This is a genomic window from Campylobacter sp. IFREMER_LSEM_CL292 (assembly GCF_025771615.1).
GTDB classification, from domain to species: Bacteria; Campylobacterota; Campylobacteria; order Campylobacterales; family Campylobacteraceae; genus Campylobacter_D; species Campylobacter_D lari_D.
Genome location: NZ_JAKMQP010000004.1, coordinates 97,296 through 121,128, shown reverse-complemented (window position 1 = coordinate 121,128; position 23,833 = coordinate 97,296). Strand labels below are relative to the sequence as shown.

Here is a 23,833-nt window from a genome sequence, read left to right as displayed (position 1 = left end):
TTAAAATACTCTTTAAAATACTCTTTAAAATACTCTTTAAAATACTCTTTAAATTTTGGAACATTTATTGCTTTGCAAAGTTCTAAGCAATATTTTGAAAGGATTTAAAATGGGTTTTAGAATAAACACCAACATAGGTGCAATGAATGCACATGCAAATTCAACTATCACAGCAAGAGAGCTTGATAAGTCTTTATCAAGACTTAGTTCAGGTCTTAGAATCAACTCTGCAGCAGATGATGCTTCAGGTATGGCTATAGCAGATAGCTTAAGATCGCAAGCTGCAACTTTAGGTCAAGCGATAAATAATGGTAATGATGCTATAGGTATTTTACAAACAGCTGATAAGGCTATGGATGAGCAGCTTAAAATCTTAGATACTATCAAAGTAAAAGCTACTCAAGCAGCACAAGATGGACAAAGTACTAAAACAAGAAATATGCTTCAAGCTGATATTAATCGTTTGATGGAAGAACTTGATAATATAGCTAACACTACAGCTTTTAATGGTAAACAACTTTTAAGCGGAAACTTTATAAATCAAGAATTCCAACTAGGTGCACAGTCAAATCAAACTGTAAAAGCTAGTATAGGGCCAACTCAAAGCTCTAAAATAGGTGTAACTAGATTTGAAACAGGTTCTCAAGCTAAAAGTAGCGGTGTGACTCAGCTTACCATTAAAAATTATAATGGGGTAGATGATTTTAAATTCCAACCTGTAGTGATTTCTACTTCAGTAGGAACAGGGCTTGGTGCTTTGGCTGAAGAGATTAATAGAGTTTCTGATATTACAGGTGTTAGAGCAAATTTCTTAGTTGAAACTACGGGTGTTGGTCCTATAAAAGCTGGTGTTACGAGTGATGATTTTAAGATTAATGGTGTAACTATAGGTAGGATAGAATATCAAGATAGTGATCAAAATGGCTCTTTGGTAGCTGCTATTAATTCGGTTAAAGATAGCACTGGTGTAGAGGCTTCAAGAGATGCTAATGGTAGACTTGTTTTAACTTCAAGAGATGGTAGAGGCATTAAAATAGATGGTAGTATCGGACCTGGTTCAGGCATTAGAAAACAAGATTATGAAAATTATGGTCGTTTATCTTTAATCAAAAATGATGGTAAAGATATCTTAATATCAGGAAGCAATCTCTCTGCTATAGGTATGGGTACTGCTGATATGATCTCTCAAGCTTCTGTATCTTTAAGAGAATCAAAAGGAAGAATTGACACCAATGTAGCGGATGCTATGGGCTTTAATGCTTACAAAGGTGGCGGTAAGATGATTATAACTCATGCAAGTGTTTCAGCTTGGATGAGTGCACAAGGTGGCATGAGTGCTGGTACAGGATTTTCTGTAGGTAGTGGGAATAATTATTCTCAAATTTATGAAGGAAATGTTGTAACTGTAACTGCTTTTTCAATAGCTTTTGGTTTTAGTTCCGATGGTAGTGGTGCAACTCAATTTGCTAATTTTCAAACAAGTGTTGGTGCTATGACTATAGCAGCTAATGATCAAACTCCAGGTGTTACCACACTTAAAGGTGCTATGGCTGTGATGGATATAGTAGAAACCGCTACAGCAAATCTAGATGCCATTAGAGCTGATATTGGTGCGGTGCAAAATCAAATCACAGCTACACTAAATAACATCAGTGTAACCCAAGTAAATATCAAATCAGCTGAATCAAACATCAGAGATGTAGATTTTGCAGCAGAAAGTGCAAATTTCTCTAAATACAACATCCTAGCTCAAAGTGGATCTTATGCTATGAGTCAGGCTAATGCTGTGCAACAAAATGTTTTAAAACTCTTACAATAAATCCAAATAATATAAGGCAGTTTCGCCTTATATTAAATTTCTTTTTTCTAAAATATCTTGTAAAGGTATGATGGCTATTTTTAAGGCTTTTTCTTGAACTAAAGCTAGTTCGCTGATTTCTTCTAGCCAAGATTTATGTGCTGTAATCCAAGCAACAAGTTTATTTTGTTTATCGCTATCATTGTGCATAGGATTAACATATATTTTTGAAAAAGAACTTTCTAAATGAAATAGTGATGGTCCTAAAATTTCTCTTAAAAAAATATATTTTTTGCTTTCTAATTTTTCTTTTAATTTGTCTATTTTTAAATTTAATTCTTTGATAGTATAATGAGTTTTACTTTTTGAATTTAATTCTTTATGAAGTTTTTTGCATTCTTTTAAAAAATTTTGGCTAATTTTTATGTTTTGTTTGATTTGCTTATAAGCTTTTAGCATAAGTTCTTGGCTGTCTTTGCGTTTTGGTGGATTTAGTTTCGGAAAAGGTTTTTTTACTTCATCTTTTAAAAATTCTTCACAAATTTCTTTAAAATGTTTTTCTATGGTTCCTTCTATCCTTGCCCCGCCTTCTGTGGCATTGTAAATTTTTGTAGTTTTTTGTTCAGAAATTAAGTTTTCGAAGATATTTTTAAATAAAATCCATATTTCAGAACTATGGACATAACCTTTTCCACCATATGCTTTTATTTTATACTTATCTTTGTTTTTTTCAAATTCTCCTTCATGATAGGCACTATGGATAAATCCTTCGCTATGAGTTTGTCCATCATCGCTATAAGCTAAATCTTGTCCTATTAAGATGATATTTTCATGTCCTAGTAAAAGTGCTAGTTCATAGTTTAAATGTGCCACGCTCATTCCACCACTTACATAGCCAAAATCATGCAATCCTAAAGAATAAGCAAAAGGTAGCGATCTTGAAACTAAAATATATTTTCTTTTGTTTTTTTCTAAAAATTTTATACTATCTTTATATACTAATGAAGCTAAAATAAAAGTAATGTCTTTATCAAATTCTTTAAAATCATTGTCAAAGCATTTTGATACCACATCATCTCTTTCTAGCATACAAACATAATCAGGTTTTATACCTGCCTTTGCTAAGATAGGATAAGCACTATCAGCGCAAAATATAGTAGCTTTGTTAGCATATTTTTTAAGTAAAGGAAGTTGTTTTTTTAAAGAAGGTCCAGTAGCTACCAATATAGCATTTTTGCTTTTATTTGATCTTTTTTTCTTAAATTCACTAAAACTTGGATGTGTAAGCATTTTAGGTAAGTTTAGAACAAATTGCTCTATGCCTTGCATGGCATCAATTGGATCATTTCCTCTTCTTAAAGCAATATTTTTAATAGCTTGTATATTTAAAGTGCTAATTAGATTGATTTCTTTTTTTTGATCTTCATAAAATTTAGAATGAATGTGTAGATTGTAAGTTTTTAAAAATAAATTTAAAAAAGAGCACAATGTATCAGCTTTCGCATAGTTAAATTCTTTTGTATGGATTAAAATAAATCTACCTTCTAAAAGTTCTTTGGAAAAATCTATCATATTAAAAACTAAAAATATTAACTCAATATCTTTTTCGTATACAATAACTCTTTTATGTTCTTTATTTGCAAGCAAACTTTTGTAAAATATACCATTGCCCAATCCATAGAAAAAAAGTATAGGGTATCTTAAGTATTCTTTATTGAATAACTCAATTTTTTCTTGTAATTCTTTTAAAGGATTTATATATAAATTTTTTATATTTTTATAGCATATATTACAATTTAAAGGATCTTTATCAAAAACATAAATATAATCTTTAGCTTCTTTTATTCTACCTAATTTTCTTTTTAGTGTTTGATATTCACTTCCTTTTAAGGCTTTTAAATTTTTTTTAAAAATCTCTGTTTTCATTTTTATCCTTTTTGATTAAAAAAATAATATCGTCATTTTTTATGTTTTTTATCAAAAATTTGATGTGTTATTATTTTAAATTTTCTTTTATAGTTTTATTATAATTTTCAAGATATAAAATAATCTCATCAAAAAAATCGATTTGTTGTTCTAAGAAAGATTTTGTATTTTTTTCTTTTTCAACTTTGTATTTTAAAACCTCACATTCATTTTGAAAGCATCTAGCTTGTAAAATATCTGAAAAAAATTCACTTTTTGGGAGCTTAAGTCTTAGTTTTTCTAATCTTTCTAAGCTTTTATCTTTAATAGCTTTTTTACATTCATTGATAAAAATTTCACTTTGTTTTATTTGTTTGTTGAGTTTTTCTTTGCATTGTTTTAGTTTTTTTTGTGGATTTTTTGCTTTTGTTAAAATAATATTTTTTTCAATTTTTTCTTTTAAAAACTCTTCACAAATTTCTTTAAAAGGTTTTTCTATAGTCCCTTCTATCCTTGCCCCGCCTTCCGTGGCATTATAAGTTTTGATTTTTAATATATCTCTAGCTAGAGCTATATCTTTTTCAAAACTTTTTAAAAACAAATACCATGTGAGTTGTGTTTTTACTTCTTTATTGCCTCCATATGCACAGATTGTTTTATAAACAACTTCTTCGTCTCCTTGATCACCATATAAATGTTCTTTTGGGTGAGACTTTCCATCATCACTATAAGCTAGATCTTGCCCTATTAAAATAATATTTTCAAATCTTAAAGCTCCAGCTAACTCATAAGCCATATTAGCAACACTCATGCCATTTCCCAAAAAACCATATTCATTTAAGCCAAGTTTGCTTTCAAAAAACAAAGGTCTTAAAACAAGCATATAATTTCTATTGTTTTTTTCTAAATATTCTATAGTTTTAGGATGAGTTAAAGAAGCTATGATAAATAAAATATTTTTATCAAATTCTCCAAAATCATTATTGAAAAATTCGCTAGTCATATCTTCTCTTTCTAGTGAAAAGACATAATCAGGCTTAATTCCCTCTTTAGCTAAGATAATATAAGAGCTATCAGCACTAAAAATTACAACATTTTCTTGGTATTTTTTTAAAAGCGGAAGTTGTTTCATCAAAGAAGGACCTGTTGAAACTATAATGGCATTTTTTGCTTTGGCTTTTCTATCTTTTATTAGATTTTTAAAAGGAGTATGAGTGATGATTTTTTCTAAATTTATAATATTATGTTTTATTCCTAGCAAAGCATCTTTTGGGTCATTTCCACGAGCAAGCATTAGTGTTTTTATGAGATTTAATAAAATTTGCATCACATTTTGAGCATTGGGTGTATAAAAATTAATATAAAAATCATTATAAAAATGAAAATTGAAAATTTTCAGCGTATGTTTGATTTGCGGATAATTAAATAAAACTTTAAGTTGAGCGGTGTTGATATTTGGTGTAAAAAACAAAATAAGTTTTTCTTTTCTAAGAAGTGTGGTAAAATCAATCATATGAAAAGCTAGATATAAAATTTCTAATTCTTCTTCAAAAATAACAATATGTTTTAAATTCTGATTTTTTAAAAGTTCTATAAAAAATTTTCCATCGCCAAAACCATAAAAAAATAATACTGGATATAATTGAAATTTATCATAATCAAAAGAATGATTTTCATCTAAAAAAACTTGATTTTGCAAATCAAAAATTTTATTTTCTATGATTTTAAATTTATGATTTTGAGTGATTTTTCTCAACTCATAAGCTAGTATTTGATCTACTTCAAAAAGAGCTTGGGTGTTTTTTAAAAATAATTCTTTATTCATTTAAAGTCCAAATTTTTATTTTATTATATCAAAACATATTTTTTACTATCATGATTTTTAAACAAAATATGTTTTTCCATGATTATTCCTTGAAATGTTTTTCTTCTAAAGCTTTAGCAAATTCTATATTACAACTTGCTTTTTTACCAAGCATGATAGGTAAAAATTTAGGATGCAAACCTAGGCTTGGTCTTACGCTTTTTATATTTTCTCGTGTGAAAATATCACCTTTTTTGATGTCTTTGCTTGCGTATAAACTTCTTGCAAAATGGCGGTTTTTTAAAGTTTTTTCATCCATGCTAAATTCTTTGTTTCCTAAAGCTTGCTCGCTTAAACGCACCATAGAACACATTTGTTTAAACTCCTCAAAATCAAGACTAAATTTAGCATCAGCGCTATTTAAAGTTTTGTCTAATATAAAATGTTTTTCTATGACTCTTGCACCAAGAGCTACGGCTAAAGTTGGTGCTAAAAATCCCTCGCTATGATCACTTAAACCAACAATAGTGTTAAATTTTTCTTGTAAAGTTTTTATGACATTTAAATTTAAATCACAAATTTGTGAAGGATAAGCCGAGGTGCATTTTAGCAAAATCAAATTCGGATTGTTTTCTTCTTTAAAAATTTTAACAATCATTTCAAGTTCTTCTTCATAGGCTATGCCTGTAGAAACTAAAGTAGGTTTGTTTTCTTTTGCTACATAACGCACAAAATCATAATCATTTGCTTCAAAGGAAGCGATTTTATAAGCTGGGGGATTAAATTGCCTTAAAAAATTTACATCTTCTTTAGAAAAAGGACTAGAAAAGCAAATTAAACCTTCATTTTTAGCACATTCAAAAAGTTTTTCATGCCACTCATAAGGAGTTTTAGCTTCTTCGTAGAGCTCATATAATTTGCGTCCATGCCATAAACCACCTTCAATAATAAAATCTTTTTTGTCAGAATTTAGTGTTAAGCTATCTGGGGTATAGGTTTGAATTTTTATAGCATCAGCTCCTGCTTGTTTGGCTGCTTGTATAGTTTTCAAAGCTATTTCAAGATTATTTGCATGATTGGCTGAAAGTTCAGCGATGATGAAAACTTTTTCATTTATGTTAAAATTTTCTATAAACATTAAAAAACCTTTTTTAATTTAAATAAAAATTTACTATATTTTATATTTTAATTATTAATTATGATTAAAGGTTTATTTAGTAAAATAAATTTATTATAAAGTTATCTAAGGAAAAAACTATGACTAAAACACTAGAATATTCGATTTATCACTTTTGTGAACACATTTTAAAACTTAAAATTACACCAACAAGCGTGATTAGAGGCGAGCTTTATGGGGCTTCTATACCTTTGTATTTTAAAGATGAAGAATATAGTTTTTATCTGTTTTTTCAAAAAAAGGCTCTTAATGAGATTGCGCAATTTTTATTGCATGAAGAGTTAAAAGAAGATGATCTAGCAGATTTAGTAAAAGAAGTAGCTAATCAAATTATAGGTTATGCCAAAAAATTACTTAATGACACTAATGGCAAAGATGAATATCGCTTGGGTGTTCCTGAATATTTAGGACGTATTGATGGATTTTCAAAAATCAAACTCAAAGAAAAATTTACTTATGAAATGAAAAATGCTCGTTTTAGAATAGGTTATAAAAAATTATGATAGAAGATCATTTAGGATTGTTGCAATCTTATGAAGATATTTTAGATATTAGCGTTGATTTTGTTAGTGAGCTTGGTACTACTAATATGAGCGTAAGAGAGCTTTTAAAGCTAGAAGTTGGTTCTGTGATAGACCTTGAAAAGCCAGCGGGTGAAAGCGTGGAACTTTATTTAAATAGAAGAATTTTTGGCAAAGGTGAGGTAATGGTGTATGAGAAAAACCTTGCTATAAGGATTAATGAAATTTTAGATTCTAAATCAGTATTGCAGTATTTCAAAAAAGAATTGCAATGAAAATTATTTGGATTTTATTACTCGCTTTACCTCTTTTTGGGGCAAAAATTCTTGATTACAATATTTATCCAAGAGAAGATAGGGTGGATATTACTTTTTCATTTGATGTTCCTTATAAAGAAGGTATTAGTCAAAAGAAAAAAGATGGTATTATTATTTTTACTTTAAATGCTAAAAGCGCAAAAGAGGAAGATAGAGCGTTAAATTCTGATATTATAAAAAAAATTAAAATTTTTTCAGAAGATAAAAAAACTTTTATAGCTTTAAGTGTAGGCGATAAAATACAAATCACCGCTGATGCAATTGGCGAATATGGTTTAAGGTTGCGTGCTCAAAAAGAAGGTGTAAATTTAAGTACTAAAAAAAGCTTAGAGGAAAAAAACGAGGAAATAAAAATGCAAGAATATGATTTTACAAATTATATTTTAGTTGTAAGCGTTTTGATACTTTTGCTTGTTGGACTTTGGTTTTTAAAAATATATCTAAGACAAAAATACCCTTTAGATAGGAATTTTAATTTAATCTTTCAAAGACCACTTGATAGACACAATCAACTTGTAGTTTTTGAATATGGTTTAAAGCGTTATACTATGATTATAGGAAATTCTAATGTGGTATTAGAAACAAATGAAGCTTTGATAAAAAATGAAGAACAAAACAAAGCGCCTCAAAAGCCAAAAGAAAAAGATTTTGACTCTTATTTTGAAGAAAATAAACAAAGATTGCAAAATTTACTTTTAAAACAAAATAATTAATTTTGCTGATTAAAAGCTAAAATGATAAGTTTTGGCTTCGAAATTTTTTTGATTTCTTCTTTTGAAAAATAAATTTGTTTTTTAGTCGAGTATATATACAAAGTATGATTTTTTAGCGTGAAATCAAGATTCTCATCAGTGTCTTTTGCAAGTTTTTTTGATAAAGCTAAAATAAAATTAAGCCAAGCTAATATGTGATTATTTGGTAATAAATCTTTTATATTTTCTATTGCAAATGGATTGATTTTTTTTCCATTAGCTTTTAAAATAGTAGAAATTAATAAAATTTCTTTATGTGAAAAACCAAAATGCAGGCTATTTAGAGCTATATAAGCACTATGTTCATTGGCAAAATAAAAATTAATTCTCTCACCTATATGCGATAATTTTGCAGCATTTATAAGATCTTTTTTAAAAGCAAGATTAATTTTATGGATAGGTAAAAGGACATCAAATAATTTATTTGCAAAATAAGCACTTTTATCATTATAATCTATACTAAAACGATCTTGTATAGATTTTAAGCTTGGATTGAAATTCGGAGGAAATTTGGCATTAAATTTTGAAAAATCCGTTGTTTCGTTTTTTATTTTAGTATATTTTTGAAAAAGATTAGATAAAAATACACCTTCTCTAACACCCACTGCAGAGGTGATGATATTTTTAGCTTTTAAATTTTTTGCTAGTGCTAAAAATATCACACATCCTTCTTTTATAGTATCAAAACGATCTTTTTTTATGTTAAAATCATTTAAATTTTTAGCATTTTGGATTTTTTCTATGTGATTTTTTTCTTTTTCAAAACTATAACTAAAATTATGAATCATTTTTAACGGGTAAGAGTTTTTTTTCATTATAGAATTTGACAATGCCCTTAAACTTCCACCTATGGCAATGATATTTTCATTTTGAAAATGCTTTGGAACTTGTTTTAGTGCTTCTTGTATAAATTGGTCTAGTGCATTAAATTTTTTTGTATCGTAAAAAATTTCTTTTAATCTTACTGTGCCAAGATCAAGTGAAATACAATCTACAATCTTACCTTCTTTGATTAAACAAAGCTCAGTCGATCCTCCACCTATATCTATAGTGGTGGCATTTTGAATATCTGATAGTAAATTTAGCGCAGCAAGCCCACCTAAAAATGACTCTGTTTTTCCATTAATACATTTTATATTTAAACCTACATTTTTTGCTATTCTAGCTATGAAATCTTTAGCATTGGGCGCATCTCTTAATGCAGAAGTTCCAACAGCAATAATTTTTCTACATTTTTCTTTTAAAGCTTTTTCCTTAAAATAAGTTAAAGCTTTTTCGGCTTTAAGCATGGCTTCTTCTTGAAGAATTTTATTATTATTGTAAGCATTTTCTCCAAGTCTTACTTTCTTTTTGTGCTCACTGCAAATGAAAAAACCATATCTTGAGGTTTTTTCAAAAACTACCATACGAACGGAATTAGAGCCAAGGTCAATTACTGCTGTTTTTTTAGCCATTAAATATCTTTATTTTTATGTTTTAAACGAAGCTCATCAATGCTTTCTACATTATCAGGATCAGGTATGATACAATCTACTGGACAAGCTACTATACAAGCTGGTTCTGAAAATTCATTCACACATTCAGTACAAAGATCAGGATCTATGACATAAATTGGATCATTATCATAGATTGCTTCATCGGGACATTCTTCCCTACATGCATCACAGGATATGCATTCTCTAGTGATTAAAAGTGACATATTTTTTTCCTTTTTATAAGTAATAAAGCAAACTTATACTATATAAAAACTTATAGGTAATTTAAAATGAAAGAAAAAACAAAATCTATTTTTTAGAATGATTAAATCATTCTAAAATTTTAGTTAGTTTTTTTAGGAAAACAAAAACGATACCCTCTACGACGCACGGTTTCTATGGTAGAGATGTTAAGCGGTTTATCCATTTTTTGTCTTATTTGATTGATTGCAACCTCTATAACATTTGGAGTTACAAGTTCAGGTTCTTCCCAAATAGCATCTAAAAGTTGTTCTTTTGACACAATCTGATCTGAATGTCTAGCTAAATGAGTTAAAACTTCAAAAGGTTTTCCTTTTAATTCTATATCTTTTCCTTGATAAGTGATTTTTTCTTCATCAGGATCAATCACTAAATCATCGATTTTGATCACATTTGTTCCGCCAAATCTAAGTCTAGCTTCAATTCTCGCCATTAAAATTTCAAAATCTAAAGGTTTTTTTATATAATCATCTGCTCCAGCTTTCAAAGCTTTGATTTCATTTTCTTTATCTGCTTTTGCGCATATTGTAACTATAGCGGTTCTTGGAGATTTTTGCTTAATGGCATTAATTAAATCACTTGCATCATTATTGCCAATAGTCCAATTTGATAATACTAAATCATAGTGTCTAATACCTATAAAATACTCAGCGTCTTTAAAATTTTCTGAAGTATCACTTTGATAGCCAAACTCATTTAAGGTATTTGATAGAGTTTTATTAAGTGATGCTTCATCTTCTACAACTAAAATACGCATTTTATTCCTTTGAAGATAGTTTTAGTGCAAAAGTATAACACAAATTAAGCAAATGTTCAAAATTCTTTAAAAAAATTTTAATATTTTTTACTCAGACTAGCTCCAACGCATGCATTTTTGATAATATCAGGTTTGTAACAAGTGATATTTATAAATTTAAGCTTTTTATTATGTTTTTTAATATCTTTGCATATGTATTTTAAAGATTTTTCTATAGTTTTAAATTTTTTCTTTTTATAAATTTTTTCTATTCTAATACAAAGTTTTGCATAATCTAAAAATTTTTTACTTTTAGCTTCTAGTTCTATAATAACTTTTTGTTCTTGAATTCTTTCAAAATCCAAAAGCCCTATAATACATTTAAATTCTAAACTGACTTTTATATGACTTTGCATTCTTGTTTTCCAATAAGCCTTAAAATATTTGGTATATGTTTATAAATTACTATAAATGCAATAATAAAAATTGGTGCATGGGTGTTGATCACAGGCATGTCATAATGAAAAATAAATGAAGTAGCTATTAAAACAATTAAAGCTCCTAATGAAGCTAAGCTTGAAATTTTAAATACCTTTCCTATGATAAACCAAGCTAAAACCGCAGATGTTATTTCAAAAGGTAAAAATACTGCTAAAACCCCAGCCCCTGTAGCCACTCCTTTACCACCTTCAAATTTTAAATAAGGAGAAAAGCAGTGCCCAAATACTGCTAAAACAGCCATAGTCCATAAGATATTTTCATCATAGCCCATAAATTTTGCCACTAATATAGGTATGATTCCTTTTAATGCGTCTAAAATAGCGGTTGCAATAGCAAGTATTTTAGCTAGTTTAGGATCGCTTTCTTTTACTACCCTTAAAACATTTGTAGCGCCTATACTTTTACTACCCATATTTTTAATGTTTGTTTTAGCAAAGATTTGAGCTAGTAAAAGCCCAAATGGTATAGCGCCTATGAGATAAGCTAAAAGATAGATTATTAAATTTTCCATTTACTTTTCCCTAAGATTTTTGTAAAACTCTGTAATAATAGCAAAAAACCCTGAAATAAATATTTAAGAGATATTTTCTCCTATAATAATTTTTATTGTTAAATATAAATTTTTTATATTATTTAAAGAAAATTATAGATATATTTTCAATAAGTTTATTTTAAATAGGCTTTATTTTATCTTATTTAGGAGTAGATAATGAAAAAAATTTCATTATTAGTTGCATCATCATTATTAGTTGCATCAACTGCTTTTGCTAACGATAAAGCTTTGCTTGATGAAGCAAAAGCTGCAGGTTTGGCACCTTTACCAAAAGATCAGACAGGTGTTGAAAAACTATTAAAAGAAATGGGTATTAAAGCTAGTAAATTCTCTAAAGAGAAAGCTAACCTTGGTAAAAAGCTGTATTTTGAGCCAAGACTTTCTAAAAGTGGTTTGATTTCTTGTAATACCTGTCATAATTTAGGTATGGGTGGTACTGATGGTATAGCGGCTGCTGTAGGACATAAATGGACAGCTAATCCTCATCATTTAAATTCGCCAACAGTTTATAACTCAGTTTTAAATTCAACTCAATTTTGGGATGGTAGAGCAGGAACTTTAGCAGACCAAGCAAAAGGACCAATTGAAGCAGAACCTGAAATGGCAACTCCTGCCAAATTAGCAGTAGAAAAAATAGCTTCTATGCCAGAATATGTAAAAGAATTTAAAAAAGTTTATGGTAGCAGTGGAGTAACTTTTGATAATATTGCAGATGCTATTGCTACATTTGAAAGAACACTTTTAACTCCATCTAAATTTGATAAATTCTTAGAAGGTGATACAAAAGCATTAAATAAAAAAGAAAAAGAAGGTTTGAAAACTTTCATCGATAAAGGCTGTACAGCTTGTCATACAGGAGTAAATTTAGGTGGTAGTATGCAGGCTTTCCAAGTAGCAGCTAAATATAAATTTGCAAATGTAGGAGATTTTAAAGGTGATGCAAATGGCTTAGTTAAAACTCCAACCTTAAGAAATATTGCTGAAACTGCTCCGTATTTTCACAATGGTGCTATTTGGTCTTTACAAGAAGCAATCAAAGAAATGGGCAGTGTGCAACTTGGTATAGAAATTTCTGATAAAGAAGCAGCTTCTATAGAAACTTTCTTACATGCCTTAACAGGTAAAAAACCAAGCATTACTTACCCTCAACTTCCAAAAGCAACTGAAAAAACTCCAAAACCAGAGCTTTAATTTAAATCTTAAGACGCTTTTTGCGTCTTAAGCTTACTTTATATAAAATCAAGATATAATTACTGCTTTTAGCCATTAAAGCTTTCTAAAATTATGTTTATGCATAATGCTTTATGGTGCTACCAAAATATTTTAAGAAAGGATAGCTGTATGTATGCTATTATAAAACACAGTGGAAAACAATACAGAGTAAGCCAAGGTGATGAGCTTAAACTAGATCGTTTTGAAGCTGAAGCAAAATCAAGCATAGAAGTAAGTGAAGTTCTTGCTATATGCGATAAAGAATTAAAGGTAGGTGCGCCGTTTGTTGCGGGTGCAAAAGTTGTTTTAGAAGTGATTGCTCATGGAAAAGACAAAAAAGTTGTGATTTATAAAAAAAGACGCAGAAAAGACTCAAAATTAAAACGCGGTTTTAGAAGACAATTTACTCGCGTTAGAGTAGTAGATATTAAAGCTTAAGGAGTAAAGAATGGCACACAAGAAAGGTCAAGGTTCAACTCAGAATAATCGTGATTCTATAGGTCGTCGTCTAGGTGTTAAAAAATTTGGTGGAGAATTTGTTCGCGCTGGCAACATCATCATCCGCCAAAGAGGAACAGCAACTCATGCGGGTAATAATGTAGGCATAGGAAAAGATCATACAATTTTTGCTTTAATTGATGGTTTTGTAAAATTCGAAAGAAAAGATAAAAATAGAAAAAAAGTTTCTGTTTATCCTGCATAATTTTAAGGCTACTTTGTAGCCTTTTTCTTCTTTTTAATCTTAATATATTAAAAAAAATATAATATCATTTTAAAAATTTATACTTTGGTGATTGTATGTTTATAGATAATGTGAAATTAGTTTTAAGTTCAGGTAATGGTGGCAAAGGTGCTGTGAGTTTTCGCCGTGAAAAACATGTTCCACTCGGTGGACCTGATGGCGGCGATGGTGGAAATGGCGGCGATATATATTTTATATGTGATAATAATACCCATACGCTAGCACACTTTAAAGGTAAAAAAGAACTTAAAGCACAAAATGGCCAGCCAGGCCTAGGTCGTAATAAAAACGGCAAAAGAGGGGAGAGCTTAGAATTAATCGTTCCTCAAGGCACTCAAGTAATTGATGCACAAAGCGGGGAAGTTTTACTTGATATGCTAGTAGAAGGCCAAAAAGAATTATTTTTAAAAGGCGGTAAAGGTGGTCTTGGCAATACTCATTTTAAAAACTCTACTAATCAACGCCCAGATTATGCCCAACCAGGCGTGGTAGGAAAAACTTTAAGTGTGCGCTTAGAATTAAAACTCATAGCAGATGTTGGGCTTGTGGGCTTTCCAAATGTAGGAAAATCCACTCTTATAAGCGTAGTATCTAATGCAAGACCTGAAATAGCTAATTATGAATTTACTACTTTAACTCCAAAACTTGGTATGGTTGAAGTAGATGATTATAATTCTTTTGTAATGGCAGATATCCCAGGTATTATAGAAGGTGCAAGCGATGGCAGGGGTTTGGGACTTGAGTTTTTAAGACATATAGAAAGGACTTCTTTTTTGCTTTTTGTGCTTGATCCATTAAGAGATATGAGTTTAAAAGAGCAATTTTGTATTTTAAGAAAAGAATTGGAAAAATTTTCAAGCAAGCTTTATGCAAGAAATTTTGGCTTAATGCTTTCAAAAAGTGATAGTGTAAATTTAGGTGAAGAATTTGCACAAAAAATAGAAGATGATTATAATGAGCTAAAAGCTTATTTGCAAAGTCAAAATAATCCGCAAAGTTTTTTTATTAAAGTATCAAGCCTTGAAAAAACTGGACTTAAAGAGCTTAAATTTATGCTTTTAGAAGAAGTTAAAAAAATTAGAAGTCAAAATAATCTTTGATGAGTGAAAATTTAATTATAGATTTTATTCAAGAATATATCAAGTCTAATTTTAAAGGCTTGGTATATAAATTTACTTATAAGGAACATAGCTTTTTTTATAATCCCGATAAGGTTTTAAAAAACGGAGTTTATTTTTGCACTATTAAAGAAAATGATGGCATAAATGATAAAGCTTCGAATTTAAATAGACAAGGTGTATTTCGTCTAAGTTGCTCTCTTTGTGATCAAGATTACCAAAATCTTTTTGGTAAAAAACCTAAAAAAGCTTTAAAGGGTGAGGTTGTTAGTTTAAATTATGATTTTTCTATGCTTGATTTTATCATGCCTCATCCAATTTATGCTTATATGGGGTATATTTGCATCAACAACCCTTCTAGAAAAAATTTTGAAATTTTTAAAGATTATCTTGAGCTTTCATATCAAAAAGCTATAAAAACTTATAAAAAAAGGATAGTGGTATTATGAAAAATATCATTTTTATGGGAACTCCATCTTATGCAACTTGTATTTTAAAAGAGCTTGTTGATAAAGGGTTTAATATCCAAGCTTTATTTACCCAACCTGATAAACCTGTGGGTAGAAAACAAATTTTAACCCCAAGTGATACTAAAAAATTTATTTTAGAAAATAATTTAAATATAGAAATTTTCACTCCAAAAAGCTTAAAAGATGAAAACATAACTAATAGAATAAAAAGCCTAAAACCTGATTTTATAGTTGTTGCTGCTTATGGGAAGATTTTACCAAAAGAAATTTTAGATATTGCTCCTTGTATCAATTTACATGCTTCCTTACTTCCTAAATATCGCGGGGCTTCGCCTATACAAAGTGCTATTTTAAATGGGGATAAAATAAGCGGGGTTTGTACTATGCTTATGGAAGAAGGGCTTGATAGTGGTGCAATTTTAGAAAGTATAGAATGTGATATAGAAGGTAAAAATTCAGCTGAAGTGTTTATTATGCTTTCAAATTTAGCTGCTAAACTTACTGTTTCTACACTTTTAAATTTTGAAAAAATTATCCCAAAAAAACAAGATGAAAATTTAGTTACACATTGTAAAAAAATCAAAAAAGAAGATGGCTTGATTGCTTTAAATAATGCAAATGAAATTTATCAAAAATTTTTAGCTTTTACACCTTGGCCTGGAATTTTTTTAGAAAATGGTTTGAAATTTTTAGATATAGAATTAGTCGATAGTGAAAAAACTCAAAAATCAGGCGTGATTTTACAAATAGAAAAGGAAGGCTTTTTGCTTTCATGTAAAAAAGGTGTTTTAAGGATTAAAAATTTACAAGAAAGTGGAAAAAAGGCTTTAGACGCTAAGACTTATTTAAATGGAAAAAGGTTAAAACTTGGAGATAGTTTATTTTGATGAGCTTGAATCAACTCAAATTTATTTAAGTGATAAAATTCGTAGTGGAGAAATTACTAACAATACAGCCATTTGTGCTTTTATCCAAAGTGCTGGTATAGGTAGTAGGGACAATGCTTGGCAAAGTAAGCAAGGAAATTTACATGTATCTTTTTGCATAAAAACTCAAGAATTAGCACAAGATCTTCCTTTGGCTTCTGCTAGTATATATTTTGCATTTTTAATGAAAGAAGTATTGCAAAGAAAAAATTCGAAAGTATGGATTAAATGGCCCAATGATTTTTATATAGAAGATAAAAAAATAGGCGGTCTGATGAGTTCTAAAATCAATGATTTTTTGGTTGTAGGAATAGGGATTAATCTTAAATATGCTCCATTTAATGCTGAAATTTTAGATATAGAAGTAGATATAGCAAAACTTTTAAATGAGTATTTTTCTTATGTAGATGAGAAAAATTTATGGAAGAATATTTTTAGCAAGTATATGCTAGAATTTGAAAAATCAAGAAATTTTTTTATACATAATGAAGGTAAGATTTTATCTTTAAAAGATGCTTTGTTGTATAAAGATGGTTCTATATTGTTAGATAATAAAAGGATATATAGTTTAAGATGAGTGAGATAATAACTATTGCAAATCAAAAAGGTGGGGTAGGTAAAACTACTACCGCTATTAATCTAGCGGCTTCTTTAGCAGTAGCTGAAAAAAAGGTTCTTTTGATAGATATTGATCCACAAGCTAATGCTACAACAGGACTTGGTTTTAATAGAAGTAATTATGAGTATAATATTTACCATGTTTTTATAGGCAGGAAAAAACTTTCTGAAATCATTTTAAAAACTGAACTTCCACAATTATACTTAGCTCCATCAAATATTTCTTTGGTTGGAATTGAACAAGAAGTAGTAAAAGAAAGCGGAGAATATAGAACGATTTTAAGAGAAAAAATCAAAGAAATTGCTAAAGATTATGATTTTATTATCATAGACTCACCTCCTGCACTTGGAAGTATTACGGTAAATGCTTTTGCAGCAAGCGATAGTGTTATTATCCCTATACAATGTGAATTTTATGCGCTTGAGGGTGTTGCGATGGTTTTAAACACCATAAAATTTGTGAAAAAAACTATCAATCCAAAGTTAAAAATAAAAGGTTTTTTACCAACTATGTATAGCTCACAAAATAATCTTTCAAAAGATACTGTGGAGGATTTAAAGCAAAATTTCAAGCAAAAGCTATTTAGAACAGGTGATAATGAAGATGATTTTATCATCATACCAAGAAATGTAAAACTTGCTGAAAGTCCAAGCTATGGAAAACCTATTATACTTTATGATATAAAATCCCCAGGTTCAGTGGCGTATCAAAATTTAGCACATTCTATATTAGGATAAAAAATGGCAAAAAAAAGCGCATTAGGAAGAGGTTTAAGTAGTATTTTGGCTGATATTGATGAGGTTTATGAAAAAGAATTAGGATCAAAAGAAGGCAAAATAGAAGAAATTGATATAGATTTAATTAGTCCAAATCCTTATCAGCCAAGGAAAAATTTTGATACACAAGCTTTAGAAGAGCTTGCGGGGTCTATTAAAGAATATGGTTTAATTCAGCCTATTGTAGTTTTTAAAAAAGATGAATTTGATTATATTATAATAGCTGGCGAGAGAAGATTTAGAGCATGTAAGCTTTTAGAAAAAGAACAGATTAAAGCCGTAGTTTTAAATGTGGATGATATAAAATTACGCGAGCTTGCTTTGATTGAAAATATCCAAAGGGAAAATTTAAATCCTATAGAATTGGCACATTCTTACAAAGAATTATTGGAAATTCATGATATAACTCAAGAAAAATTAGCAGATCTTATTCACAAGTCAAGACCACAAATTGCTAATACCTTAAGACTTTTAAATTTAAATGAGCAAACACAAAATTTCATTATAGAAGGTAAAATTTCACAAGGTCATGCAAAAGTTTTAGTAGGACTTGAAAAAGAAGAAGAAAAAATGATAGTTGATACTATCATAGGTCAAAAACTTAATGTAAGAGATACAGAAAAACTGATTAAAAATTTTAAAAATTCAAATAATTTAGAAAAAAATACAAATTTAGATAAGCAAAATCAATCTATATTAAATTTAAAAGAAAAAATAGAATCTTTTGGATTTAAGACAGTAGTGAAAGATTTAAAAATTATTGTTAATTTTTCTGACGAAAATGAGATTTTAAAATTTTTAAAAATACTAGATTAAATATGCTTTTAGGTATATTTTGGTATAATTGCGCGTTTTATTTAGATTTATTTAGGAGTATTAATGTTTAATGATGTACATTTTTCCATCATGATAGCTACTGGTGTCATTTTTTTGCTTATGATAGCAATTTTAAATTCTATACTCTATAAACCTTTGATTAAATTTATGGATTCTAGAGATTTGACTATTAAAAATGACGAAGAAAAAATGAAAAAAAATTCTGATGATGTTTCAAATGTAGAAAATGAGTTGGAAAAAATTCATATACAAACAAGAGATGAGATTAATCAAATCAAAGCAAAAGCAGTAGAAGAAGCTAAAATAAAACAAGAAAAAGAATTATCAATAAAGAAAAAAGAATTAGAAGAACAAATGCATGTTTTTCTAAAAAGTCTAAGAGAAAAAGAAAAAGAATTAAAAGAAGAGATGCGTTTAAAAATGCCAGAATTTAAGCAAAGCTTTAAAGATAGCTTGAGTAAAATTTAAGGAAGATAAATGTTGAAAAAAATTACATTATTATCGGTGCTTCCTTTTTATGCTTTTGCAGCAGGTAATGGAAGTGGCGAGTATGATATTATCCCAAGAGCAGTTAATTTTGTTTTGTTTGCTGCTATTTTATATTATTTTATAGCAACACCTTTAAAAAATTTTTACCACGGAAGAATTGCAAAAATTGCCTTTAGGATGAATGAAATACAAGAAAAACTTATTGCAAGCAAAAATCATAAATTAGAAATGATGAAAAAACTAGATTTAGCTAAACAAGAAGCAATTAATGCAGTTGCTCTTGCAAAAAAAGAAGCAGAAATCATTACAGATAAAATAGAAGCTGAAACAAAAATGGAGATTAAGGCTTTAGAAAAAACTTATGAAGAGCATAAAGAATATGAAATAAGAAGAATGGAAAAAGAAGTTGTGCAAGCGGTTTTAGAAGAAATTTTTGAAGATCAAAGTTTACAGCTTCAGCAAAAAGAAATTTTAAATATTATGATGAAAAAGGTGTCTTGATGGAAAGTGTAATTGCAAAAACCTATGCAAAAGCTATATTAGAAAGAAAAGATTTTGAAAATTTTTATTCAAATTTATTACAACTTAGTTCAGCTTTTGCTTCTGATAAATTTGTAAGTATTTTAAATGCTTATGAGCTTAAACAAGAAAAAAAATTAGATTTTATACTTTCTTTATTAGATAATCCAAGTGATGCTTTTAAAAATTTTATGAGCTTAGTTGTTGGCAACAATAGAGAGATGTTAATTCCAAGCATTACTAAAGAATTGAGTGAACAAAAAGCATTAAAAGAAAATGAATTTTTAGGGCAAGTTTATTCAAAAGAAAAATTAAGTGAAGAAGAAATTAAAAATTTAGAAGAAAAACTTAGTTTTAAATTCAACGCAAAGATTAGATTAGATAGTAAAATAAGTGATAATGACAGTGTAAAAATTAGCTTAGATGGACTTGGTTATGAAATTTCATTTTCAATGCAAAGCTTAAAAGCTAAAATGAATGAATATATATTAAAAGCAATTTAAGGAGACTTGATGAAATTTAAAGCAGATGAAATTAGTTCTATTATAAAAGAAAGAATTGAAAAATTTGATTTTAATCTTGAAATAGAAGAAACTGGTAAGATTATTTCAGTTGCTGATGGTGTTGCTAAGGTTTATGGTCTTAAAAATGCTATGGCCGGTGAGATGGTTGAATTTGAAAATGGCGAAAAGGGAATGGTGCTTAACCTTGAAGAATCAAGTGTTGGTATTGTTATTTTAGGAAAGGGACTTGGCTTAAAAGAAGGAAGTTCTGTAAAAAGATTAAAAAAACTTCTAAAGGTTCCAGTTGGTGATGCGTTGATAGGCCGTGTTGTGAATGCTTTAGGTGAGCCAATTGATGCTAAAGGAGCGATTGAAACAAGTGAATATCGCTTTGTGGAAGAAAAAGCAAAAGGTATTATGGCTAGAAAAAGTGTTCATGAACCATTACATACGGGTATTAAAGCTATTGATGCTTTAGTTCCAATTGGTAGAGGACAAAGAGAGCTAATTATTGGTGATAGACAAACGGGTAAAACTACTGTTGCAATAGATACAATTATTAGTCAAAAAGGTAAAGATGTTATTTGTATTTATGTGGCAATTGGTCAAAAACAAAGCACAGTGGCTCAAGTAGTTAAAAAGCTTGAAGAATACGGTGCAATGGATTATAGTATAGTGGTAAATGCAGGTGCTTCAGATCCTGCTGCATTGCAATATCTTGCTCCATATACAGGTGTAACTATGGGTGAGTATTTTAGAGATAACTCAAGACATGCGTTGATTGTTTATGATGATTTGAGTAAGCATGCTGTTGCCTATCGTGAAATGTCTTTGATTTTGCGTCGTCCTCCGGGTCGTGAAGCTTATCCAGGGGATGTATTTTATTTACATTCAAGATTGCTTGAAAGAGCAAGTAAATTAAGTGATGAGCTTGGCGCAGGAAGCTTAACAGCATTACCTATTATTGAAACTCAAGCAGGAGATGTTTCAGCTTACATTCCAACCAATGTTATTTCAATTACCGATGGTCAAATTTTCTTAGAGACAGATTTGTTTAACTCAGGTATTCGTCCTGCGATTAATGTTGGTTTATCTGTGTCTCGTGTTGGTGGTGCTGCACAAATTAAAGCAACAAAACAAGTTTCAGGTACCTTAAGACTTGACTTAGCTCAATATAGAGAATTGCAAGCTTTTGCACAATTTGCAAGTGATTTAGATGAAGCAAGTAGAAAGCAACTTGAACGCGGACAAAGAATGGTTGAAGTTTTAAAGCAACCTCCATATTCTCCGCTTTCAGCTGAAAATCAAGTAGTGATGATTTATGCGGGAACTAAAGGATATTTAGATGATATAGCAGTTTCTAAAATTGGAGAATTTGAAGCAGCTTTATATCCATTTATTGAAGCTAAATATCCAGAAATTTTTGAGCAAATTAGAACCAAAAAGGCTTTAGATAAAGATTTAGAAGAAAAATTAGCTAAAGCATTGAGTGAGTTTAAAGCAAACCACATATAAGGTTTTTAAATGTCTAATTTAAAAGAAATTAAAAGAAAAATAAAAAGTGTTCATAATACACAAAAGACAACTAATGCTATGAAGCTTGTCTCTACTGCCAAATTAAGAAAGGCAGAAGAGGCAGCTAAAAAGTCAAAAGTTTTTGCTCAAAAAATTGATGAAGTTTTATCTGAAATTGCTTTCAAGATTAATCAATACGAAGGACTTGATGATAAACTTCCGTTTTTTAGAAAAAAAGACAATATTGAGAAAATGGATATTATTTTCATTACTGCTGATAAAGGTTTATGCGGTGGTTTTAACATTAAAACTATTAAAACAGTAAATGAAATGCTTGAAGATTGTAAAGCAAAAAAAATCAAAGTAAGATTAAGAGCTATTGGTAAAACAGGTATAGAGTATTTTAATTTTCAAAATATTGAAATTTTAGAAAAATATTTAGACACAAGCTCTAGCCCTGATTATGAAAAAGCTTGTGCTATTATTGAAAATGCAGTTGATGATTTTATAAATGAAGTTACAGATAAGGTTGTAATTGTACATAATGGCTATAAAAATATGATTTCACAAGAAATTCGTATTAATGAATTATTACCAGTGCAAGCTATTGCGAGCAAAGAAGAACAAGAGTCTCAATCTTTAATGGATTTAGAACCTGAAGATGAAGAAATTTTAAATGATTTATTAAAAACTTATTTTGAATATAATATGTATTTTTCTTTAGTTGATTCTTTGGCGGCTGAGCATAGTGCAAGAATGCAAGCTATGGATAATGCAACCAATAATGCAAAAGCTAGAGTTAAACAGCTCAATTTAGCTTATAATAAAGCAAGACAAGAATCTATTACCACCGAATTGATAGAAATTATCAGTGGTGTTGAGTCAATGAAATAAATTTAGGAGTGATGATGCAAGGTTTTATTTCTCAAGTTTTAGGACCAGTGGTTGATGTTGAATTTAAAGAGTATCTTCCACAAATTAACGAAGCTATAATCGTAAATTATGAATTAGAAGGAAAAGAATGCAAGCTAGTGCTTGAAGTAGCTGCGCATTTGGGTGATAATAAAGTAAGAACTATCGCTATGGATATGACTGATGGTCTTGTTAGGGGTTTAACGGCTGTTGCGACTGGAAACCCAATTAGCATTCCAGTGGGCGAAAAAGTACTTGGAAGAATTTTTAATGTAACAGGTGATTTGATTGATGAGGGCGAAGAGATCAATTTTGATAAACATTGGTCAATCCATAGAGATCCACCTCCATTTGAAGAGCAAAGTACAAAAAGTGAAATTTTTGAAACAGGTATTAAGGTAGTTGATTTGTTAGCTCCTTATGCAAAAGGTGGTAAAGTAGGACTTTTTGGTGGTGCAGGTGTTGGTAAAACCGTTATTATTATGGAGTTAATCCACAATGTTGCATTTAAACATAGCGGTTATTCTGTTTTTGCAGGTGTTGGTGAAAGAACTCGTGAGGGTAATGATCTTTACAATGAAATGAAAGAAAGTAATGTTTTAGATAAAGTTGCATTATGTTATGGTCAAATGAATGAACCACCAGGAGCAAGAAATCGTATTGCTTTAACAGGTCTTACTATGGCTGAGTATTTTAGAGATGAAATGGGACTTGATGTATTGATGTTTATTGATAATATCTTTAGATTTTCACAATCAGGTTCTGAAATGTCGGCACTTTTAGGAAGAATTCCTTCAGCCGTTGGCTATCAACCAACTTTAGCTAGCGAAATGGGTAAATTCCAAGAAAGAATTACTTCAACTAAAAAAGGTTCTATTACTTCAGTTCAAGCAGTTTATGTGCCAGCAGATGATTTAACAGACCCTGCTCCTGCAACTGTTTTTGCGCATTTAGATGCAACTACGGTTTTAAATAGATCAATTGCTGAAAAAGGTATTTATCCAGCTGTTGATCCGCTTGATTCTACTTCAAGAATGCTTGATCCACAAATTATTGGTGAAGAGCATTATAAAGTAGCTCGTGGAGTACAATCAGTACTTCAAAAATACAAAGATTTGCAAGATATTATTGCTATTTTAGGTATGGATGAATTGAGTGAAGAAGATAAATTGATCGTTGAAAGAGCAAGAAAAATTGAAAAATTCCTATCTCAACCATTCTTCGTTGCTGAAGTATTTACAGGAAGTCCTGGTAAATATATTAGTTTAGAAGATACAATAGCAGGTTTTAAAGGTATTTTAGAAGGGAAATATGACCATTTACCTGAAAATGCTTTCTATATGGTAGGTGGAATTGATGAAGTTATTGAAAAAGCAGAAAAACTTAAGGCTTAAT

Annotated in this window: 27 protein-coding genes; 19 read left to right on the top strand and 8 right to left on the bottom strand. The window is 29.4% G+C overall.

Going from position 1 to position 23,833, the window contains the following annotated elements; genetic code table 11:
- The first annotated feature begins 109 nt into the window (after positions 1–109).
- Positions 110–1,819 (top strand): flagellin A, encoded by a 1,710-nt coding sequence (locus L8T82_RS04030; RefSeq protein ID WP_263725926.1) that lies wholly within the window; start codon positions 110–112, stop codon positions 1,817–1,819.
- Positions 1,820–1,846: 27 nt separating this feature from the next.
- Here the strand turns inward: L8T82_RS04030 and L8T82_RS04025 are convergent, their stop codons facing one another.
- From L8T82_RS04025 to pseI, 3 genes are all read right to left on the bottom strand, one after another.
- A complete protein-coding gene (locus L8T82_RS04025) occupies positions 1,847–3,724 on the bottom strand; it encodes a motility associated factor glycosyltransferase family protein (RefSeq protein WP_263725925.1) in 1,878 nt (625 codons plus the stop codon).
- Positions 3,725–3,794: 70 nt separating this feature from the next.
- On the bottom strand, positions 3,795–5,528 hold the full coding sequence (locus tag L8T82_RS04020) for a motility associated factor glycosyltransferase family protein (RefSeq protein ID WP_263725924.1): 1,734 nt from the start codon (positions 5,526–5,528) through the stop codon (positions 3,795–3,797).
- Between the two features lie 82 nt (positions 5,529–5,610).
- The gene (pseI, locus tag L8T82_RS04015) at positions 5,611–6,645 is read right to left on the bottom strand and encodes a pseudaminic acid synthase (RefSeq protein WP_263725923.1); all 1,035 of its coding nucleotides are present in this window, start codon (positions 6,643–6,645) and stop codon (positions 5,611–5,613) included.
- A gap of 119 nt (positions 6,646–6,764) precedes the next feature.
- Here pseI and L8T82_RS04010 point away from each other — a divergent pair, with 119 nt between their 5' ends.
- From L8T82_RS04010 to L8T82_RS04000, 3 genes are read left to right on the top strand one after another with little or no spacing between them, the layout of a single operon-like run.
- Complete coding sequence (locus L8T82_RS04010) at positions 6,765–7,187, top strand: chemotaxis protein CheX (protein WP_133319685.1); 423 nt, start codon at positions 6,765–6,767, stop codon at positions 7,185–7,187.
- Entirely contained in the window at positions 7,184–7,480 is a 297-nt protein-coding gene (gene fliN, locus L8T82_RS04005) for a flagellar motor switch protein FliN (protein ID WP_133319684.1), read from the top strand. Before L8T82_RS04010 ends, fliN begins: the two co-directional genes overlap by 4 nt.
- The gene (locus tag L8T82_RS04000; protein WP_263725922.1) at positions 7,477–8,235 is read left to right on the top strand and encodes a hypothetical protein; all 759 of its coding nucleotides are present in this window, start codon (positions 7,477–7,479) and stop codon (positions 8,233–8,235) included. Before fliN ends, L8T82_RS04000 begins: the two co-directional genes overlap by 4 nt.
- On the opposite strand, the gene L8T82_RS03995 is transcribed toward L8T82_RS04000, so the two are convergent.
- From L8T82_RS03995 to plsY, 5 genes are all read right to left on the bottom strand, one after another.
- On the bottom strand, positions 8,232–9,728 hold the full coding sequence (locus L8T82_RS03995; RefSeq protein WP_263725921.1) for a Ppx/GppA phosphatase family protein: 1,497 nt from the start codon (positions 9,726–9,728) through the stop codon (positions 8,232–8,234). The two genes, L8T82_RS04000 and L8T82_RS03995, sit on opposite strands and share 4 nt — an antisense overlap.
- Positions 9,728–9,973, bottom strand: a complete 246-nt coding sequence (locus L8T82_RS03990) for a YfhL family 4Fe-4S dicluster ferredoxin (protein WP_012660922.1) — start codon at positions 9,971–9,973, stop codon at positions 9,728–9,730. Before L8T82_RS03990 ends, L8T82_RS03995 begins: the two co-directional genes overlap by 1 nt.
- Positions 9,974–10,092: 119 nt before the next feature.
- On the bottom strand, positions 10,093–10,767 hold the full coding sequence (hsrA, locus tag L8T82_RS03985; protein WP_133319681.1) for a homeostatic response regulator transcription factor HsrA: 675 nt from the start codon (positions 10,765–10,767) through the stop codon (positions 10,093–10,095).
- 77 nt (positions 10,768–10,844) lie between these two features.
- A complete protein-coding gene (locus L8T82_RS03980; protein WP_133319680.1) occupies positions 10,845–11,162 on the bottom strand; it encodes a dihydroneopterin aldolase in 318 nt (105 codons plus the stop codon).
- A complete protein-coding gene (plsY, locus tag L8T82_RS03975; protein WP_263725920.1) occupies positions 11,147–11,758 on the bottom strand; it encodes a glycerol-3-phosphate 1-O-acyltransferase PlsY in 612 nt (203 codons plus the stop codon). The genes L8T82_RS03980 and plsY overlap by 16 nt, the downstream gene beginning before the upstream one ends.
- 198 nt (positions 11,759–11,956) lie before the next feature.
- On the opposite strand from plsY, the gene L8T82_RS03970 reads away from it, so the two are divergent.
- From L8T82_RS03970 to atpD, 15 genes are all read left to right on the top strand, one after another.
- Positions 11,957–12,991, top strand: coding sequence for a cytochrome-c peroxidase (locus L8T82_RS03970; RefSeq protein WP_133319678.1), 1,035 nt, complete (start codon positions 11,957–11,959; stop codon positions 12,989–12,991).
- A 150-nt stretch (positions 12,992–13,141) separates the two neighbouring features.
- Positions 13,142–13,450, top strand: coding sequence for a 50S ribosomal protein L21 (gene rplU, locus L8T82_RS03965; RefSeq protein ID WP_263659711.1), 309 nt, complete (start codon positions 13,142–13,144; stop codon positions 13,448–13,450).
- A gap of 10 nt (positions 13,451–13,460) precedes the next feature.
- Positions 13,461–13,715, top strand: coding sequence for a 50S ribosomal protein L27 (rpmA, locus tag L8T82_RS03960; protein ID WP_039649045.1), 255 nt, complete (start codon positions 13,461–13,463; stop codon positions 13,713–13,715).
- Between the two features lie 95 nt (positions 13,716–13,810).
- A complete protein-coding gene (gene obgE, locus L8T82_RS03955) occupies positions 13,811–14,854 on the top strand; it encodes a GTPase ObgE (protein WP_263725919.1) in 1,044 nt (347 codons plus the stop codon).
- Positions 14,854–15,321 (top strand): DUF6194 family protein, encoded by a 468-nt coding sequence (locus L8T82_RS03950; RefSeq protein WP_263725918.1) that lies wholly within the window; start codon positions 14,854–14,856, stop codon positions 15,319–15,321. Before obgE ends, L8T82_RS03950 begins: the two co-directional genes overlap by 1 nt.
- Positions 15,318–16,229: a methionyl-tRNA formyltransferase gene (fmt, locus tag L8T82_RS03945; RefSeq protein ID WP_263725917.1), complete on the top strand. Its 912-nt coding sequence runs from the start codon at positions 15,318–15,320 to the stop codon at positions 16,227–16,229. The genes L8T82_RS03950 and fmt overlap by 4 nt, the downstream gene beginning before the upstream one ends.
- Positions 16,210–16,845 carry a biotin--[acetyl-CoA-carboxylase] ligase gene (locus L8T82_RS03940; protein WP_263725916.1) on the top strand — a complete coding sequence of 212 codons (636 nt, stop codon included), beginning with the start codon at positions 16,210–16,212 and terminating at the stop codon, positions 16,843–16,845. Before fmt ends, L8T82_RS03940 begins: the two co-directional genes overlap by 20 nt.
- The gene (locus L8T82_RS03935; protein ID WP_012660935.1) at positions 16,842–17,624 is read left to right on the top strand and encodes a ParA family protein; all 783 of its coding nucleotides are present in this window, start codon (positions 16,842–16,844) and stop codon (positions 17,622–17,624) included. Before L8T82_RS03940 ends, L8T82_RS03935 begins: the two co-directional genes overlap by 4 nt.
- A 3-nt stretch (positions 17,625–17,627) precedes the next feature.
- The gene (locus tag L8T82_RS03930; protein ID WP_263725915.1) at positions 17,628–18,479 is read left to right on the top strand and encodes a ParB/RepB/Spo0J family partition protein; all 852 of its coding nucleotides are present in this window, start codon (positions 17,628–17,630) and stop codon (positions 18,477–18,479) included.
- 63 nt (positions 18,480–18,542) lie between these two features.
- Positions 18,543–18,968, top strand: a complete 426-nt coding sequence (locus tag L8T82_RS03925) for a FoF1 ATP synthase subunit B' (RefSeq protein WP_133319671.1) — start codon at positions 18,543–18,545, stop codon at positions 18,966–18,968.
- A 9-nt stretch (positions 18,969–18,977) separates the two neighbouring features.
- Positions 18,978–19,490, top strand: coding sequence for a F0F1 ATP synthase subunit B (locus L8T82_RS03920; RefSeq protein ID WP_263725914.1), 513 nt, complete (start codon positions 18,978–18,980; stop codon positions 19,488–19,490).
- Complete coding sequence (locus L8T82_RS03915; RefSeq protein ID WP_263725913.1) at positions 19,490–20,011, top strand: F0F1 ATP synthase subunit delta; 522 nt, start codon at positions 19,490–19,492, stop codon at positions 20,009–20,011. Before L8T82_RS03920 ends, L8T82_RS03915 begins: the two co-directional genes overlap by 1 nt.
- A 9-nt stretch (positions 20,012–20,020) precedes the next feature.
- A complete protein-coding gene (atpA, locus tag L8T82_RS03910; protein ID WP_133319668.1) occupies positions 20,021–21,526 on the top strand; it encodes a F0F1 ATP synthase subunit alpha in 1,506 nt (501 codons plus the stop codon).
- 9 nt (positions 21,527–21,535) lie between these two features.
- Positions 21,536–22,420, top strand: coding sequence for an ATP synthase F1 subunit gamma (gene atpG, locus L8T82_RS03905; RefSeq protein WP_263659716.1), 885 nt, complete (start codon positions 21,536–21,538; stop codon positions 22,418–22,420).
- A gap of 14 nt (positions 22,421–22,434) precedes the next feature.
- The gene (gene atpD, locus L8T82_RS03900) at positions 22,435–23,832 is read left to right on the top strand and encodes a F0F1 ATP synthase subunit beta (protein ID WP_263725912.1); all 1,398 of its coding nucleotides are present in this window, start codon (positions 22,435–22,437) and stop codon (positions 23,830–23,832) included.
- Position 23,833 lies beyond the last annotated feature (1 nt).

What these genes read in the sequence shown, in the direction of transcription:
- L8T82_RS04030 (WP_263725926.1), top strand. Translation starts at nt 110, where the DNA reads ATGGGTTTTAGAATAAACACCAACATAGGTGCAATGAATGCACATGCA.
- L8T82_RS04025 (WP_263725925.1), bottom strand. Translation starts at nt 3,724, where the DNA reads ATGAAAACAGAGATTTTTAAAAAAAATTTAAAAGCCTTAAAAGGAAGT.
- L8T82_RS04020 (WP_263725924.1), bottom strand. Translation starts at nt 5,528, where the DNA reads ATGAATAAAGAATTATTTTTAAAAAACACCCAAGCTCTTTTTGAAGTA.
- pseI (WP_263725923.1), bottom strand. Translation starts at nt 6,645, where the DNA reads ATGTTTATAGAAAATTTTAACATAAATGAAAAAGTTTTCATCATCGCT.
- L8T82_RS04010 (WP_133319685.1), top strand. Translation starts at nt 6,765, where the DNA reads ATGACTAAAACACTAGAATATTCGATTTATCACTTTTGTGAACACATT.
- fliN (WP_133319684.1), top strand. Translation starts at nt 7,184, where the DNA reads ATGATAGAAGATCATTTAGGATTGTTGCAATCTTATGAAGATATTTTA.
- L8T82_RS04000 (WP_263725922.1), top strand. Translation starts at nt 7,477, where the DNA reads ATGAAAATTATTTGGATTTTATTACTCGCTTTACCTCTTTTTGGGGCA.
- L8T82_RS03995 (WP_263725921.1), bottom strand. Translation starts at nt 9,728, where the DNA reads ATGGCTAAAAAAACAGCAGTAATTGACCTTGGCTCTAATTCCGTTCGT.
- L8T82_RS03990 (WP_012660922.1), bottom strand. Translation starts at nt 9,973, where the DNA reads ATGTCACTTTTAATCACTAGAGAATGCATATCCTGTGATGCATGTAGG.
- hsrA (WP_133319681.1), bottom strand. Translation starts at nt 10,767, where the DNA reads ATGCGTATTTTAGTTGTAGAAGATGAAGCATCACTTAATAAAACTCTA.
- L8T82_RS03980 (WP_133319680.1), bottom strand. Translation starts at nt 11,162, where the DNA reads ATGCAAAGTCATATAAAAGTCAGTTTAGAATTTAAATGTATTATAGGG.
- plsY (WP_263725920.1), bottom strand. Translation starts at nt 11,758, where the DNA reads ATGGAAAATTTAATAATCTATCTTTTAGCTTATCTCATAGGCGCTATA.
- L8T82_RS03970 (WP_133319678.1), top strand. Translation starts at nt 11,957, where the DNA reads ATGAAAAAAATTTCATTATTAGTTGCATCATCATTATTAGTTGCATCA.
- rplU (WP_263659711.1), top strand. Translation starts at nt 13,142, where the DNA reads ATGTATGCTATTATAAAACACAGTGGAAAACAATACAGAGTAAGCCAA.
- rpmA (WP_039649045.1), top strand. Translation starts at nt 13,461, where the DNA reads ATGGCACACAAGAAAGGTCAAGGTTCAACTCAGAATAATCGTGATTCT.
- obgE (WP_263725919.1), top strand. Translation starts at nt 13,811, where the DNA reads ATGTTTATAGATAATGTGAAATTAGTTTTAAGTTCAGGTAATGGTGGC.
- L8T82_RS03950 (WP_263725918.1), top strand. Translation starts at nt 14,854, where the DNA reads ATGAGTGAAAATTTAATTATAGATTTTATTCAAGAATATATCAAGTCT.
- fmt (WP_263725917.1), top strand. Translation starts at nt 15,318, where the DNA reads ATGAAAAATATCATTTTTATGGGAACTCCATCTTATGCAACTTGTATT.
- L8T82_RS03935 (WP_012660935.1), top strand. Translation starts at nt 16,842, where the DNA reads ATGAGTGAGATAATAACTATTGCAAATCAAAAAGGTGGGGTAGGTAAA.
- L8T82_RS03930 (WP_263725915.1), top strand. Translation starts at nt 17,628, where the DNA reads ATGGCAAAAAAAAGCGCATTAGGAAGAGGTTTAAGTAGTATTTTGGCT.
- L8T82_RS03925 (WP_133319671.1), top strand. Translation starts at nt 18,543, where the DNA reads ATGTTTAATGATGTACATTTTTCCATCATGATAGCTACTGGTGTCATT.
- L8T82_RS03920 (WP_263725914.1), top strand. Translation starts at nt 18,978, where the DNA reads ATGTTGAAAAAAATTACATTATTATCGGTGCTTCCTTTTTATGCTTTT.
- L8T82_RS03915 (WP_263725913.1), top strand. Translation starts at nt 19,490, where the DNA reads ATGGAAAGTGTAATTGCAAAAACCTATGCAAAAGCTATATTAGAAAGA.
- atpA (WP_133319668.1), top strand. Translation starts at nt 20,021, where the DNA reads ATGAAATTTAAAGCAGATGAAATTAGTTCTATTATAAAAGAAAGAATT.
- atpG (WP_263659716.1), top strand. Translation starts at nt 21,536, where the DNA reads ATGTCTAATTTAAAAGAAATTAAAAGAAAAATAAAAAGTGTTCATAAT.
- atpD (WP_263725912.1), top strand. Translation starts at nt 22,435, where the DNA reads ATGCAAGGTTTTATTTCTCAAGTTTTAGGACCAGTGGTTGATGTTGAA.